Annotated in this window: 13 protein-coding genes; 5 read left to right on the top strand and 8 right to left on the bottom strand. The window is 75.2% G+C overall.

What is annotated here, in order from left to right:
• Positions 1–48 precede the first annotated feature (48 nt).
• Positions 49–1,380 (top strand): ANTAR domain-containing protein, encoded by a 1,332-nt coding sequence (locus tag ASG36_RS03305; RefSeq protein ID WP_055759409.1) that lies wholly within the window; start codon positions 49–51, stop codon positions 1,378–1,380.
• Between the two features lie 8 nt (positions 1,381–1,388).
• Here the strand turns inward: ASG36_RS03305 and ASG36_RS03300 are convergent, their stop codons facing one another.
• Both ASG36_RS03300 and ASG36_RS03295 read right to left on the bottom strand, forming a co-directional pair.
• Positions 1,389–3,224, bottom strand: a complete 1,836-nt coding sequence (locus ASG36_RS03300; RefSeq protein ID WP_055759406.1) for a CheR family methyltransferase — start codon at positions 3,222–3,224, stop codon at positions 1,389–1,391.
• Positions 3,217–4,263: a chemotaxis protein CheB gene (locus ASG36_RS03295; RefSeq protein WP_055759404.1), complete on the bottom strand. Its 1,047-nt coding sequence runs from the start codon at positions 4,261–4,263 to the stop codon at positions 3,217–3,219. Before ASG36_RS03295 ends, ASG36_RS03300 begins: the two co-directional genes overlap by 8 nt.
• A gap of 116 nt (positions 4,264–4,379) precedes the next feature.
• Here ASG36_RS03295 and ASG36_RS03290 point away from each other — a divergent pair, with 116 nt between their 5' ends.
• Both ASG36_RS03290 and ASG36_RS03285 read left to right on the top strand, forming a co-directional pair.
• Complete coding sequence (locus ASG36_RS03290; protein WP_055759402.1) at positions 4,380–5,534, top strand: acyl-CoA dehydrogenase family protein; 1,155 nt, start codon at positions 4,380–4,382, stop codon at positions 5,532–5,534.
• Positions 5,527–6,204, top strand: coding sequence for a PaaI family thioesterase (locus ASG36_RS03285; RefSeq protein ID WP_055759399.1), 678 nt, complete (start codon positions 5,527–5,529; stop codon positions 6,202–6,204). The genes ASG36_RS03290 and ASG36_RS03285 overlap by 8 nt, the downstream gene beginning before the upstream one ends.
• Before the next feature lie 3 nt (positions 6,205–6,207).
• On the opposite strand, the gene ASG36_RS03280 is transcribed toward ASG36_RS03285, so the two are convergent.
• The 3 genes from ASG36_RS03280 to ASG36_RS03270 are packed head-to-tail and all read right to left on the bottom strand — an operon-like array spanning position 6,208 to position 9,178.
• Complete coding sequence (locus ASG36_RS03280; RefSeq protein WP_055759394.1) at positions 6,208–7,260, bottom strand: NAD-dependent epimerase/dehydratase family protein; 1,053 nt, start codon at positions 7,258–7,260, stop codon at positions 6,208–6,210.
• Positions 7,261–7,277: 17 nt separating this feature from the next.
• Positions 7,278–8,348: a winged helix DNA-binding domain-containing protein gene (locus tag ASG36_RS03275; RefSeq protein ID WP_055759390.1), complete on the bottom strand. Its 1,071-nt coding sequence runs from the start codon at positions 8,346–8,348 to the stop codon at positions 7,278–7,280.
• A complete protein-coding gene (locus ASG36_RS03270) occupies positions 8,345–9,178 on the bottom strand; it encodes an alpha/beta fold hydrolase (RefSeq protein ID WP_055759387.1) in 834 nt (277 codons plus the stop codon). The genes ASG36_RS03275 and ASG36_RS03270 overlap by 4 nt, the downstream gene beginning before the upstream one ends.
• 81 nt (positions 9,179–9,259) lie before the next feature.
• On the opposite strand from ASG36_RS03270, the gene ASG36_RS21745 reads away from it, so the two are divergent.
• Positions 9,260–9,661, top strand: a complete 402-nt coding sequence (locus ASG36_RS21745; protein ID WP_055759384.1) for a VOC family protein — start codon at positions 9,260–9,262, stop codon at positions 9,659–9,661.
• A gap of 30 nt (positions 9,662–9,691) precedes the next feature.
• On the top strand, positions 9,692–10,390 hold the full coding sequence (locus ASG36_RS21740) for a uracil-DNA glycosylase (protein ID WP_235494526.1): 699 nt from the start codon (positions 9,692–9,694) through the stop codon (positions 10,388–10,390).
• On the opposite strand, the gene paaZ is transcribed toward ASG36_RS21740, so the two are convergent.
• Genes paaZ through paaK form a run of 3 tightly spaced genes read right to left on the bottom strand, consistent with a single transcriptional unit; the run spans position 10,376 to position 14,393 of the window.
• Positions 10,376–12,442 carry a phenylacetic acid degradation bifunctional protein PaaZ gene (gene paaZ / locus ASG36_RS03255; protein WP_055759381.1) on the bottom strand — a complete coding sequence of 689 codons (2,067 nt, stop codon included), beginning with the start codon at positions 12,440–12,442 and terminating at the stop codon, positions 10,376–10,378. The genes ASG36_RS21740 and paaZ overlap by 15 nt on opposite strands.
• Positions 12,439–13,053, bottom strand: a complete 615-nt coding sequence (locus tag ASG36_RS03250; protein WP_055759378.1) for a TetR/AcrR family transcriptional regulator — start codon at positions 13,051–13,053, stop codon at positions 12,439–12,441. The genes paaZ and ASG36_RS03250 overlap by 4 nt, the downstream gene beginning before the upstream one ends.
• Positions 13,050–14,393, bottom strand: coding sequence for a phenylacetate--CoA ligase PaaK (paaK, locus tag ASG36_RS03245; protein ID WP_055759375.1), 1,344 nt, complete (start codon positions 14,391–14,393; stop codon positions 13,050–13,052). Before paaK ends, ASG36_RS03250 begins: the two co-directional genes overlap by 4 nt.
• Between the last annotated feature and the right edge of the window lie 79 nt (positions 14,394–14,472).

Genomic DNA, 14,472 nt, shown 5'->3' with positions numbered 1-14,472 from the left:
GGTCACCGACTACTCTGGGCGGCTCGTCGACCTCCCGGGAGGGCACCCTTGTCCGACCTCCCCGGCTCCCACACGCCCCTCGGGCTGGCCGCCAGGCTCGTCCCCGCTGAGCCCGGGGCGGCCACCGGTGCCGTGTACGCCGACGTGGTCACCGCCCTGGGCGAGCTCGACGTCGCCCAGGAGGAGCTGCGGGTCGCCGACGAGGCCCTCCGCGACCAACAGTCGACCCTCACCGCCCTGGTCGCCGCCCACCAGGCCGAGGAACGGTGGCGCGACCGGGTCACCGCACTGCTCCCCGCGGGCACCTTCGACACCGACGCCCAGGGCGTGGTGCTGCGCGCCGACGCCCGGGTGGCCTCGCTGGCCGGACGGGACGCCGGGCGGTTGGTCGGCAAGCCCTTCGTGGTCCTGCTGCCCCCCCGCTCCCGCACGCCCTGGCGTTCGGCGCTGACCCGACTGGCCCGGGGCGCCGAGGAGGTCCGGGTGACCGTGCACCTCGACCCCGGTGACCGGCCCGGCACCACGGTGGAGGCCGTCGGGCTGGCCGAGTCGCTGCCGGACTCCCCGCGCGTGCGCTGGGTGCTGCTCCCCGCGCCCACCGCGCCCGCCGCCTCCGTCTCCGAGCGGAGCAGCGGCACCCCGCGGCCCGCCGGTGTCGACGTCACCGTGGCCGAGGCCGTGGCGCGGCTGTGCCTGCTGCCGCTGGGGGTGCTCGACAGCCAGCGCCTGCTCACCGAGGTGGCGCGGATCGTGCGCGACGCGGTCCCGGGTGCGACGGCGGCCAGCGTCACGCTCGGCACGCCCGCGGCCCCGTCGCGGCTGGCTGCGGACTCCTCGACGGCCCAGCAGGTCGACGGGCTGCAGCTGCGCGAGGGCGAGGGCCCCTGCGTCAGCGCGCAGGCCACGTCGGTCCCCGCGGTCTCCGCCGACCTGGCCGTCGACGTCCGGTGGCCGGCGCTGGCCGCCGCGATGCGCGGGCACGAGGTGCACTCGGCCCTCGCCCTGCCGCTGGTGGGCCGGGGTGAGCGGGTGGGCGTGCTGAACGTGTACGGCACCGACCAGGGGGCCTTCGACGAGCACGCCGTCCTGGTCGGCGGGCTCGTGGCGGCCGCGGTGACCGCGGTGCTGCAGGACGTCGAGGAGAAGCTCGCGCTGCAGACCACGACCGGCAACCTCGAGGAGGCACTGCGCTCGCGCGCGGTGATCGAGCAGGCCAAGGGCATCGTCATGGCCCACCACGGTGGGAGCCCGGACGAGGCATTCGCCCGGCTGGTGAAGCTGTCCAACCAGCACAACGTCAAGGTCCGTGACCTCGCCGGTCTGCTGGTCGAGGGCGGGGCGGCGTCGGGTCTGCGTCCCTGGATGTCCGAACCGGGCTGACCCGGACCTCATTCGAGCAGCTCGGTGACCAGCACGGTGCCCTGGAGGTCACCTAGCAGCGCCGCCACCGGGCTCTGCGTCGCCCGTACCCGCACGGTCCGCCCGCGTCGGTTGACCGCGCTCACCTCGACGGTGCGGTGACCGCCCTCGGCGTCCGCACCGGCCAGCCGCTCGGCGAGCTCGGTGACCGGGAGCCCGATGTCCAGGTCCACCAGCCGCTGCCCGAGCACCTCGTCCTCCCGCAGGCCCCACAGCTCCTCCGACGCGGGGTTCCAGGCGATCAACCGGTCCTCGTCGTCAGCGACCACCACGCCCGAGCGCATGCCGGCCAGCACGGCCGAGACCATGTCCCGGCGGCCGGTGGCCAGCTCGGAGGCCACCCGCAGCTCGTCGTTGCCGGAGTGGAGCTGGTCGTTCATGGACTGCAGCTCCTCGTTCATCGTCTCCAGCTCCTCGTTGGTGGACTGGAGCTCCTCGTTCGTCGTCTCCAGCTCCTCCACCGTCGACTGGAGCTCCTCGTTGGTGGTCTCCAGCTCCTCGTTGGTGCTCTGCAGCTCCTCGTAGGCCACCGCGAGCTTCCGGTTCGCCGCCTCCAGCTCGTCCTGGAGCTGGTGGTAGCGGGTCACGTCGTCGAAGACCACGGTCGCACCGAGCAGGGTGCCGTCGGACTCCACCAGCGGGACGACCTGGACGTCGAGCACCACCAGGTCGGTGCCCACGCGGGTGAGCTCCACCCCGCGGACCCACTGGCTGCGCTGTTCGGCCAGCGCCCGGTCCAGGTGCGAGCGCAGCTCCAGCGGGCGGTAGGAGAGCTCCAGGTCCTGGAAGGGCCGGCCGAGGTCGCGGGGACTGGTGCCGAAGAGCCGGTCGGCCTGGTCGTTGGCCAGCGCCAGCCGCCCCTCCCCGTCGATGACCACCTGGGCGGTCGGCGCGGTGCGCAGCGCCTCGTGCCCGAGCAGCTCCAGCCCGTCGCTCGCCGCGGTCGTCCGGGGCGGGCTGGCGAAGCCCTCCAGGACGGGCTCGGCGCGGCGCCGGAAGAGCCGACGGGACAGGTCGACCGGGGTGAACAGGGGGGAGTGCGCCAGGAGCATCTCGGCCTTGCCGAGCATGAGGACCCCGTGCGGCTCCAGCGCGAAGTGCAGTCGCCCGACGACCCGGGCCTGGGTCTCGGCGTTGAGGTACATCAGGGTGTTGCGGCAGGTCAGGACATCGATGTGGCTGATCGGGGCGTCCTGCACCAGGTCGTTGCGGCCGAAGACCACGGCCCGGCGCAACGGCGCGACCACCGTCCAGCGGTCGCCGTCCCGGACGAACCACTTCTCCACCTGCTCGGGCCGCAGCCCGGCGAGCTCGGCCTCGGTGTAGCGGGCCGCCCTGGCCGCGGCCAGGGCCTCCTCGTCCACGTCGGTGGCGTAGATCTTGACCCGGCGGCGGAACTCCTCCACCCCGAGCGCCTCGGCCAGGACGATGGCCAGGCTGTAGGCCTCCTGGCCGGAGGCGCAGCCCGCGCTCCACGCGCGCACCGGCCGGTTGCGCGCCAGCAGCGGCGGCAGCAGCACCTGGGTGAGGTGGTCCCAGGACTCCTGGTCCCGGAAGAAGCTGGTGACGTTGATGAGCACGGTGTTGAAGAGCGCGGTGAACTCGTCGGGGTGCAGCTCGAGGTGGTCGCGGTAGGCGGCGACGTCGGTGATGCCGACGTCGGACATCCGGCGGGCCACCCGGCGCACCAGGCTGGGCCGCTTGTACCCGGTGAAGTCGAAGCCCCGGCTCTCCTTCAACCAGGCGAGGAGGTGCTCGAACCCGGGGTCGCTGTCGGGCACCACGCTCGCCGTCGGGTCAGTCACCGGTCGATGGTCCCTCATCGCCACCCGCTCGGGGGACCGACAGCGCCGCGCCCTCCAGGAGGTCGCGCAGCACCAGGGCCGCCTGGCGGGCGTCGCCGGCGTGCTCGGTGAAGCGGTCCGCGGTCAGCAGGTGGCCCCGGGACACCGCGGACTCGCTCATCCGGTCGGCCAGGTCGGCCTTCTCCTCCAGGCTGCGCAGCGCCGCCCACAGGGCCGACTCCACCGCGGAGGTCTGGGCACCCACCAGGGTGTCGGCCGACCACGCGTGCCCGACCCGGCACCGGAAGCGGTGCATCGGCCCCACGGCCGAGCCGTACAGCGGGCCACCGCAGTCCGGGCAGCTGATGCCGGTGGGTGCCCCAGGTCGGTCGGCGCAGGCGAGTGCCGCGCCCTCCATCTCGGCCAGCGCGTCCTCCAGCGGCCGGGGTCCGCCGTCGCCGGCACCGGGGACCGCGGGGACGTCGAGCCCGACGAGCGACCCGAGCAGGTCCCCGAGCTCACCGACCGGTGCGACGTGGTCGGCACCGGCGATGTGCAGCGCCGCCTCGGGCATCCCGCTGTAGGCGGCGTCGGCCGGGTCCTGGACCACGGCCAGCCCGCCCCGGCCGCGCACCCGCCGCAGTCCGGCGGCACCGTCGTCCAGGCTGCCGGAGAGCACGACCCCGACCACCCGGGCGCCGGCGACGTGGGCCGCGCTGCGGAACAGCGGATCGGCGGCGGGCCGGTGGCCGTTCTCCCGCGGCCCCCGGGACAGGTGGGTCCGGAGCACCCCCTCGTCGTCGACCACCAGCAGGTGCCGGTCCGGGGGTGCCACCCGGACGGTGCCGGGTGCCAGCACCTCCCCGTCGACGGCCGGGGCGACGTCCAGGGCCGTCTCCCGGGCCAGCACGGCGGCCAGCGCGCTGGCGCCCTGCGCCGGCACGTGCAGCACGACGAGCACGGCGGCGGGCAGCTCGGCGGGCAGGGAGCCCACCAGCGTGCGCAACGCCTCGACGCCTCCTGCAGAGGCGCCGACGACGATCAGGTCCCTCTGTGGCACTGCGCCTCCCGGTTTACGGAACAGCCTCCCCCAGCCGGGACGACCCCGCCCGCCCGACGGCCGTGCCGAGGCCTCCGCCGGTGGCTCCCGTGCCGGTCGCGGGCCACGATGGGCCCGTGGACGCCGAGGACTTCAGCCAGGTCAGGGATGCCGTGCGCCGGCTCGTGCGGGACGTCGTCGTCCCCCGCGAGCAGGAGATCGAGGACACCGACGCGGTGCCCGACGCGCTCCGGCAGGCCGCGGCCGGGATGGGGTTGTTCGGCTACGCGCTGCCCGAGGAGTTCGGCGGGCTGGGCGTGACGATGAGCGAGGACGTGCAGCTGGCCTTCGAGTTCGGCTACACCTCGCCGGCGTTCCGCTCGCTGTTCGGGACCAACAACGGCATCGCCGGTCAGGTCATCGCCCGGTTCGGCAGCGAGGAGCAGAAGAAGGCGTGGCTGCCCGGGTTGGCCGCCGGTGAGCTGATCGGGTCCTTCGCCCTCACCGAGGCCGAGGCCGGCTCCGACCCGGCCGGGCTGCGCACCAGCGCCCGGCGCGACGGGGACGACTGGGTCGTCGACGGCGGCAAGCGGTACATCACCAACGCCCCGATCGCCGACCTCTTCGTGGTGTTCGCCCGCACCGAGCCCGGCGAGACCGGGGGGCGCGGCATCTCGACGCTGCTGGTCCCGGCCTCGACGCCCGGGGTGAGCGTGGGCCCGCACGACCGGAAGACCGGGCAGTCCGGGGCGTGGACGGCGGAGGTGTTCTTCGACGGCGTCCGGGTGCCGGCCGACGCACTGGTGGGCGAGCCGGGCCGCGGGTACGCCAAGGCGCTGACCGTGCTCTCCCGGGGACGGCTGCACGTGGCGGCGCTGTGCGTGGGGATGGCCCAGCGGGTGCTCGACGAGTCGGTCGCCTACGCCGCCACGGCCAAGCAGGGCGGGGCGCCGATCGGCCGGTTCCAGCTGGTGCAGGCGATGCTCGCCGACGTGCACACCGAGCTGCTGGCGGCCCGCGCGATGGTGGTCGACGTCGCGGCGCGCTACGACAGCGGCGAGGACACCTCGGTGGGGCCCTCGGCGGCCAAGCTGTTCTGCTCGGAGATGGTCGGGCGGGCCACCGACCGTGCGGTGCAGGTGCACGGCGGGCTGGGCTACCTGCGCAGCACCCCCGTCGAGCGGTTCTACCGGGACGCCCGGCTGTACCGGCTGTACGAGGGCACCAGCGAGGTGCAGAAGGTGATCATCGGCGGGGCGTTGCTGCGGGCGGCGGGGATGCCGCGTGGCTGAGCTGCTCACCGGGGCGGCCCGCGATGCGCGGCGCGAGGCCGTCGGCGTGCTGGGCGAGGCCCTGCGCGAGCTGGTCGACGCCACCGTGCGCACCGAGGTCGACGCCGACGAGCTCGCCGCGGTCGCCGGCGCCGCCCGGGAGCTGGCCGCCCGGCTCCGGGTGGCCGAGCGGGGCCTGCGGGACATCGCCACCGTGGACGACCCCGCGGCCGGTGAGCGGTGGTACTCCCCGGTGTACGGCCCGGGCAGCCCGATCGCCCCGCCCCTGTCGGTCGACACGTCGGCCGACGGTCGGGTGACGGCGCACGCCACGCTGCCCAAGGCGCACGAGGGCCCGCCGGGGCTGGTGCACGGCGGCACCATCGCGACCCTGCTGGACCACGTGCTGGCCCGGGCGCTGCGGACCGCCGGGCACGGCGGGCTCACCGCCACGCTGACCGTCACCTACCGCCGCCCGGTCCGGTTGGGGGTGCCCGTCGTGCTCGCGGCGGCCGTCACCTCCACCGAGGGACGACGGGCCACCGCGCACGCCACGATCGCCTCCGCCGAGGACCCCGACACGGTGCTCGCCGAGGCCGACGGCCTGTTCGTCGCGCTGCGTCCGGACGCCGCGGCCAGCACGTTCGCCGGCATGAGCCACGCGGTCTCGGCCTGGTCGGCCCGCCCCTGAGTCTCAGGGGTGCAGCACGGGGCCCTCGCCGCCGTCGCCCCGGCCGAGGGCGGCGACGAACTCCGGGAGCAGGCGGTCGCTGGGGTGCCGGGGGTCCCACCCGAGCACCTCGCGGGCCCGGGTGGTGTCCAGCGCCGGCACGCTGAGGCCCAGGTCGAGCCAGCCCGGCTCGGTGGGCACCAGGTGGGCGTGGAAGGCCGCCGACAACCCGGCCCGCAGCAGCGCGGCCGGCACCGGCACCCGGCGGGTGCCCAGCGCGGCGGCGAACGCGTCGGGGTCCAGCACCGGCTCGGCGGAGAGGTTGAACGCCCCGCCGGCCCGGCGGTCCACGATCCGCAGCAGCGCGTCGGCCACGTCGTCGGCGTGCACGAAGCCCAGGTGCAGGTCCTCCGGCAGCGGCAGGGGCAGCTTCGAGGCCACCGACCCGGGCAGGGCCTGCGCCCCGCGCAGCAGCAGCGGCCCGAGGAAGTAGCGGCCGATCGCGCCCGCGGCGTCGGACTGCAGCACCAGCGTGGGCCGGACGACGGTCACGGTGACGTCGGGGTGGGCGGTGGCGAACTCGCGGGCGAGTGCCTCGACGGCGACCTTGTCCCGGCTGTACTGCGAGCTGGGCACCCCGGTGGTGGGCCAGTCCTCGGTGATCCGGTCGGCCGGGTTGCCGGGGGCGTAGGCGCCCAGGGAGGACACCAGCACCACGTGGCCCACGCGGGCCGAACCCGCCGCGTCCAGCACCCGGCGGGCCCCGTCGACGTTGATCCGGTGCAGCAGCTCCGGGTCCCGGCCCGGCTGCAGCGCCCAGGCGGTGTGCACCAGCGTGGTGGCGCCGGTGAGGAACTCGGTCAGCGGGGCCGAGCTGGCCGCCGTGCCGATGTCGGTGTGGGTCCAGAAGACGTTCGAGTACGGGGCGGTGTCCGGGGCCTGGCGGCGGGAGAGACCGCGCACCTGGTGCACCCCGGTGAGGAAGAGCTGCCGCAGGAACGCCGTCCCCAGGTTGCCGGTGGCGCCGGTGACGGCGACCGTCTGTCCGTCGAGGTGGCCGGTGTCGGGGGAGGTCATCCACCGGCCCTACCCGGTCAGCCCAGGGTCACGCCGCCCGGCGTCGAACCGCGGGCCCCGGCGAGTCGCGCCGCCTGGTCCTCCACCGCTGCCCGTTCGGGTCCGGTGAGCTCCCGCCAGGGGGTGACGGTCAGGGCCAGCCGCCTCCCGGCCGACCGCGGTCGCCACACCACGGCCACCTCGCCGTCCACCAGCACGGCGCCCGGGCGGCCGAGGACCGGGAACAGCTCCTTCCGGCGGTCGGCGTCGGGCACCAGCAGCTCCCGGTCCCGCACCTGCAGGAACGGGTCGAAGGGCGCGAGCAGCCAGGTGCCGCGGACCGGGTCGGTGGACGGCAGGTCGAGCACCCAGCGCGTCCCACCCGCCACGTCCACCTCGTCGGCGTCGGCGGGCCAGTGGGCGCGCACCTCGCGCACCGGGGCGTCGAGGTACGCCGCGACCATCGCCGGGGTGGACGGTCCGAACAGCCGCAGGTGCGCCCGGACGACGTCGAGCCGGTCGGGCACCTCGGTGGCCGGCACCAGGTCCGGCACCGGGCGGAGCACCGGCGGTGAGGTGCCCGGCTCCAGCTCGAGCCCGGCGCGCAGCGCGGCGAGCCGGAAGGGCTGCTCGAACACGTGGGTGGTGCCGCAGGGCCGGCAGTGCCGCAGGAACGGCGCGGGCAGGGCCGCGGTCAGGCCGGCGGACAGCTCGCCCTTGACCGTCGGCCCGGTGACGATCGTGCGCATCGCGTCGGCGACGACGTCCAGGGCGCCGAGCACCCCGAGGCCGGCCGCCGTCAGCGGCGTCGCGGCGTCGAAGACCCGCTTCGCGGCGTCCGCGTCCGACCACGGGGCGGTGGCCGCGGCGACGCCGGGCAGGTCGGCCCGCCGGTACACGTGCGGGGCGCCGCGGACCGACCAGACCAGTGCCAGGTCCGCCGCGGCGGGCCGCGCCAGGCCGCGGAGTGCCAGGGCCCAGCGGGCCGCCCCGGGCGGGCCGGTGTCCTGGACCCCGAGGTCGAGCACCGCGGTGTCGTCGACCGTGCCCTCGTCGCGGTCCAGCTGCTGGGCCCGCACCCGGGCGGCCAGCAGCTCGCCCCGGTTCACCCGTGGGCCCGCACGTGTTCGGCGACCAGCTCCCCGAGCCGGGGGCCGGCGGTCTCGGGCACCCAGTGCGTGACCCCGGGCAGCACCTCCAGGCGGTACTCCCCGGTCACGTAGGGCGCGGTCGCCTCGGTGCCGGCCCGGCCGAGGAAGCCGTCCCGGTCGCTCCACACGTGCAGGGTGGGCACCCGGACCCGGCCGACGCCGTCACCCGCACCCAGCGGCAGCGCGCGGTACCAGTCCAGCGCGGCGGTGAGCGCGCCGGCCGGACGCAGCCGGGCCACGGTGTCCTCGGCGTCGGGGCGGGGCATCCCGGCGCGCACCAGGAGGTCGCGCAGGAACACGCCGTTGCCCCGGGTGAGCAGCCTCTCCGGCACGACGGGCAGCTGGAAGAAGGCCATGTAGGCCGACTTCACGCCCTGCGAGCTGGTGAGGAACGAGTGGGTGAACGCGGCCGGGTGCGGCACCGAGACGGCGGTCAGGCTGCTGACCCGGTCGGGGTGCCAGGCCGCCGCGGACCAGGCGACCATCGCACCCCAGTCGTGCCCGACCACGTGCGCCCGCTCCAGACCGGCGGCGTCCAGGAGCGCCAGGACGTCGTCCACCAGCTCGCGGACGACGTAGGACCGGCGGCCGGTGGGCCGGGCCGCGGGGGAGTACCCGCGCTGGTCGGGGGCCAGCGTGCGGAGCCCGGCCTCGTGCAGGGTCGGCGCCACCCGGTCCCAGCTCCCGGCGTGCTGCGGGAAGCCGTGCAGGAGCACCACCGGGGTGCCGTCGCCCGGGCCGGCGTCGCGCACGTCGAAGGTCAGGCCGCTGCGGGTGAAGGTGTCCACGCCGACAGGATGCCGGGTGGGTCGGACAGATGCGTCCGCCTGCACCCGGTTGAGCACGGTCGGATCGGGCACTGCAGGACCATGCCGATCACCACCAGCCACTACGCGCACGTCCGTCTGACGGTCACCGACATCGACCGCTCGCGGAAGTTCTACGACGACGTGTTCGCCCTCCCGGTCGCCATCGACGGCCAGACCGAGGACGCCCCCGACTTCGCCTTCGGCGGCGTCATCTACGCCCTCGGTGAGTCACTGCTGGGCCTGCGCCCGGTCGCCGACGACACCTTCAGCGAGGACCGCACCGGCCTGGACCACGTCGCGTTCGCCGTCTCCTCCAAGGAGGCCCTGGACGAGGCCGCCGCCCACCTGGACTCCCTGGGCATCGCCCACGAGGGCGTCAAGGACATCGGTGCCGGCTACATCCTGGAGTTCCGCGACCCCGACAACATCGCCCTCGAGCTGATGGCCCCGCCGGCGAAGTGAGCCCTCGGGTGCCCACCTAGTCTCGGCCGGGTGGGCACCCTGCAGGACCTCGCCGACCGCGGGCTGATGGCCCCCGACTGGGCCGCGGCCCTGACGCCGGTCGAGGAGCGCATCGACGCGGTGCTGGCCTTCCTGGCCGCCGAGACCGCCGCCGGCCGACCCTGGCTCCCGCACCCCGACCAGGTGTTCCGGGCCTTCGCCACCCCGCTGGCCGACGTCCGGGTGCTGGTCGTCGGGCAGGACCCCTACCCGACCCCGGGCCACCCGATCGGGCTGAGCTTCGCCGTCGACCGTGACGTCCGGCCGCTGCCCCGCAGCCTGGTGAACGTCTACCGCGAGCTGCGCGACGACCTCGGCGTCGAGCCCCCGCCGCACGGTGACCTGACCGCCTGGCGGGACCGCGGGGTGCTGCTGCTCAACCGGTGCCTGACCGTGCGGCCCGGGGGGGCCGGCTCGCACCGCCGCCGCGGCTGGGAGCAGGTGACCGCGCACGCCATCGCGGTGTTGGTGGAGCGGGCCGCGGCCGGGCAGCCGATGGCCGCGGTGCTGTGGGGCAAGGACGCGCAGGGGCTCACCGAGGCCCTCGGGCCGGTGCCCTCGGTGGCCTCGGTGCACCCCTCCCCGCTGAGCGCCTCGCGGGGGTTCTTCGGGTCGCGGCCGTTCAGCCGGGTCGACGCCCTGCTCGTGGCGCAGGGCGCCGACCCGGTCGACTGGTCACTGCCCGCCTGAGTCCCCCGCCGGGGGCCACGTCTTCGCGACCATCGTGAGCACGTCGTACGTGGCCACCGGGTCGCCCGCGGAGTTGACGACGACGGCGTCCCAGCGCACCTCGCCGTGGTCGGCGCCCCCGCGCGGGGTGATCTGCTTGGCCGTGAGCGTCACGGTCACGGTGTCGCCGGGCTTGACCGGGGTGAGCAGCCGCAGCGAGTCCAGGCCGTAGTTGGCCAGCACCGGGCCCGGGTCGGGGTCCACGAACAGACCCGCGGCCCAGCTGAGCACCAGGTAGCCGTGCGCGACCCGGCCGCCGAACAGCGGGTTGGCCCGGGCTGCCTCCTCGTCCATGTGCGCGTAGAACGTGTCGCCGGTGAACGCGGCGAAGTGCTCGACGTCCTCCAGCGTGATCTCCCGGGGCCCGGCGGTCACCGAGTCCCCGATGCGCAGCTCGGCCAGGGACTTCCGGAAGGGGTGCACGCCGTCCTCGCTGCGGGCGGCGCCGGCGACCCAGCGTCGGCCGACCCCGGTGAGCAGGTCCGGAGACCCCTGCACGGCGGTGCGCTGCATGTGGTGCAGCACGCCGCGGACGCCGCCCAGCTCCTCGCCCCCGCCGGCCCGTCCGGGGCCGCCGTGCACCAGAACCGGCAGCGGGGAGCCGTGCCCGGTGGACTCCCGGGCGTCGTCCCGGTCCAGCACGTGCACCCGGCCGTGTGCCGACCCCGCGCCCAGCACGAAGGCCCGGGCGACGGCCGGGTCGTGGGTGACCAGGCTGGCCACCAGCGAGCCCTGGCCCCGGCGGGCCAGGGCGATCGCGTCGTCCAGGTCGGAGTAGGGCAGCACGGTGGACACCGGGCCGAAGGCCTCGACGTCGTGCGGCTCGGGCGCGCTCGCGTCGTCGCAGCGCAGCAGCATCGGGGGCAGGAACGCCCCCCGGTCGCGGTCGGCGCCGGTGACGGTGAAGTCGGTCGGGTCCCCGACGACGAGCTCGGCGTGCGTGCGCAGCCGGTCGACCGCACGCAGCACCTCGTCGCGCTGGTCCCGGGAGGCCAGCGCGCCCATGGTCACGCCGTCGGCCCCCGGGGCGCCGACGACGACCTGCTCGAGCGCGGCCCGGGTGGCCTCGACGACGGCGTCCACGTGCTCGCGCGGCACGATCGCCCGGCGGATCGCGGTGCACTTCTGACCGGCTTTGACCGTCATCTCGGTGACCAGGCCGCGGACGAACAGGTCGAACTCCGGGGTGTCGGGGCCAGCGTCGGGGCCCAGCACCGAGCAGTTGAGCGAGTCGGCCTCGGCGTTGAACCGGACCGCCCGCTCGGTCACGGCCCGGTGGCTGCGCAGCAGGGCCGCGGTGGTGGCCGAGCCGGTGAAGCCGACCAGGTCCTGGCCGTCGAGGTGGTCCAGCAGCCCGGACGCCGAGCCCGCGAGCAGCTGCACCGAGCCCTCGGGCAGCAGGCCGGTCTCGACCATCGCCCGGAACACCGCCTCGGTGAGGTAGGCGGTCTGCGAGGCCGGCTTGACGATCGTGGGCATCCCGGCGAGGAAGGCCGGGGCCAGCTTCTCGAGCATCCCCCAGACCGGGAAGTTGAAGGCGTTGACCTGCACCGCGACGCCGGTCAGCGAGGTGTACACGTGCTGGCCGAGGAAGGTGCCGCGCCGGCCCAGCGGGGTGGGCGGGCCGTCGAGCACCAGGGTGTCGTCGGGCAGCTCGCGGCGTCCGGTGGAGGCGTAGGACAGCACGGTGCCGAAGCCGCCGTCGATGTCCACGGCGTTGTCGCCGTCGGTGGCTCCGGTGCGGTGGGAGAGGGCGTAGAACTCCTCCTTGCGGGCCATCAGCTGCAGCGCGACTGCCTTGAGCAGGCCGGCGCGCTGGTGGAACGTCAGCTCGCGCAGCGCCGGGCTGCCGACCGTGCGGGCGTGGGCCACCATCCCGGCGACGTCCAGCCCGCGGCTGCTGATCCGGGCGACGGTCTCCCCGGTGACGGCGTCCGGGAGCGGGGTGCCCTCGTCGGCGCTGGACCACCAGGCACCGGCGGCATAGCTCTCGAGCAGGGGTGCAGCGGTCATCGGTGCTCCTGGGGTCGGGTCGGGGCGCGCAGGCCGGCGAAGAGGGTGGTGACCAGGCCGTCCGCGAGGTCGGACGGAGACAGGCCGCCGCCCGGGCGGTACCACTCGGTGAGGGAGTTGACGGTGCCGAAGAGCAGCCGGCTGGTGACCCGGGGGTCGACGTCGGGGCGGACGGACCCCTCGGCGACGGCCTCGCGCACCAGCTCGGTCACCCGGTGGTCGAAGTCGCGACGCCGGTGCAGGGCGTGCGACTCGACGTGGGAGTTGCCCCGGACGCGCAGCAGCAGGGTGACGAAGGGCAGCCGGTCGGTGAGCACGCCGACCGAGCCGCGCACCACGTGCTCGAGCCGGTCGATGGCCGGCCCCTGGGCCGCCCCGGGCTCGGACAGCACGGCGAACAGCCCGTCCAGCGCCCGGTCCAGGGCCAGCCGCAGCAGCTCCACCTTGGAGGGGACGTGGTGGTAGATCGCGGACTTGGTGACGCCCAGCCGGTCGGCCAGGGCGTCCATCGAGGTGGCCTCGAAACCGCGCTCGATGAAGAGCGCGACGGCGACGTCGAGCAGCGAGTCCAGCGAGTGTCCGGGCCGGCCGCGGCGGGTGGGGGCCGTCATGCGCGCTCGCGCCGGTCGGTGAGCCGCTGCAGCTTGCCCATCGAGCGGGCCAGCGTGGCCGGGTCGACGACGACCACCTCGACGCTGGTGCCCACGGTCTCCTTGACCAGCACCTGCACCTCCTGGGCGGCGACCGCGCGGCGCTCGGGCGGGCAGTCCGGGCGGGCCTCGACGGAGACCACCAGGTGGTCCATCCGGCCGCGGGTGGACAGCTCCAGGGCGAAGTGCGGCGACAGGCCGGCGGTGCGGAGCACGACCTCCTCGATCTGGGTCGGGAAGAGGTTCACCCCGCGCAGGATGATCATGTCGTCTGTGCGGCCGGTGACCTTCTGCATCCGCCGCATCCCGGGCCGGGCGGTGCCGGGCAGCAGCCGGGTGAGGTCGCGGGTGCGGTACCGGATGATCGGCAGTGCCTCCTTGGTGAGGGAGGTGAACAGCAGCTCGCCCTCGCAGCCCTCGGCCAGCGGCTCGACCGTCGTCGGGTCGACGACCTCGGGGTAGAAGTGGTCCTCCCAGACGTGCAGGCCGTCCTTGGTCTCCACGCACTCCTGGCTGATCCCGGGGCCCATGACCTCGCTCAGGCCGTAGACGTCGACCGCGTCGATGTCGAGCCGGTCCTCCATCTCCTGGCGCATCTGCTCGGTCCAGGGCTCGGCGCCGAAGATGCCGATCTGCAGGCTGCTGGAGCGGGGGTCGATGCCCTGCCGCTCGAACTCGTCGACCACGGCGAGCATGTAGCTGGGGGTGACCATGATGATCCGGGGCTCGAAGTCCCCGATCAGCTGCACCTGCCGCGGGGTCATGCCCCCCGAGACCGGGACGACGGTGCAGCCCAGCGCCTCGGCGCCGTAGTGCGCGCCCAGCCCGCCGGTGAACAGCCCGTAGCCGTAGGCGTTGTGCAGGGTGTCCCCGGGCCGACCGCCGGCGGCCCGGATGCTGCGGGCCATCACGCCGGCCCAGGTGGCGATGTCGCGCTCGGTGTAGCCGACCACGGTGGGCTTGCCGGTGGTGCCGGAGGAGGCGTGCACGCGGCGCACCTGCTCCTTGGGGACGGCGAACATCCCGAACGGGTAGTTCTCCCGCAGGTCGGCCTTGGACGTGGTGGGGAAGCGGGCGAGGTCCTCCAGCGAGCGGCAGTCGTCGGGGTGCACGCCGTGGGCGTCGAAGGCCCGGCGGTAGTGCGGCACGTTGTCGTAGGCGTGCCGCAGGGTCCACTGCAGCCGCTCGAGCTGCAGGGCGCGCAGCTCGTCGACCCCCATCCGCTCGGCCGGGTCGAGGGTGGCCGGGTCGGGGGCCGTGCCCAGGCGCTTCGCGGTCGGGCTGGTGGTCGGTGCGCTCACGAGGGGGCCTTCCCTGGTACTCCGGCGGCGGTGCGCGGTCACGTGCGACGGACGATTTACCGACCGCCCGGTCAGTAAC

The sequence above is a fragment of the Geodermatophilus sp. Leaf369 genome (assembly GCF_001424455.1).
Taxonomy (GTDB): Bacteria; Actinomycetota; Actinomycetes; order Mycobacteriales; family Geodermatophilaceae; genus Klenkia.
This window is presented reverse-complemented; position numbering and strand designations above follow the sequence as displayed.

Excerpts from the sequence above, each read along its gene's own strand:
- ASG36_RS03280 (WP_055759394.1), bottom strand. The coding sequence starts at position 7,260 with ATGACCTCCCCCGACACCGGCCACCTCGACGGACAGACGGTCGCCGTC.
- ASG36_RS21745 (WP_055759384.1), top strand. The coding sequence starts at position 9,260 with ATGCCGATCACCACCAGCCACTACGCGCACGTCCGTCTGACGGTCACC.
- paaZ (WP_055759381.1), bottom strand. The coding sequence starts at position 12,442 with ATGACCGCTGCACCCCTGCTCGAGAGCTATGCCGCCGGTGCCTGGTGG.
- ASG36_RS03250 (WP_055759378.1), bottom strand. The coding sequence starts at position 13,053 with ATGACGGCCCCCACCCGCCGCGGCCGGCCCGGACACTCGCTGGACTCG.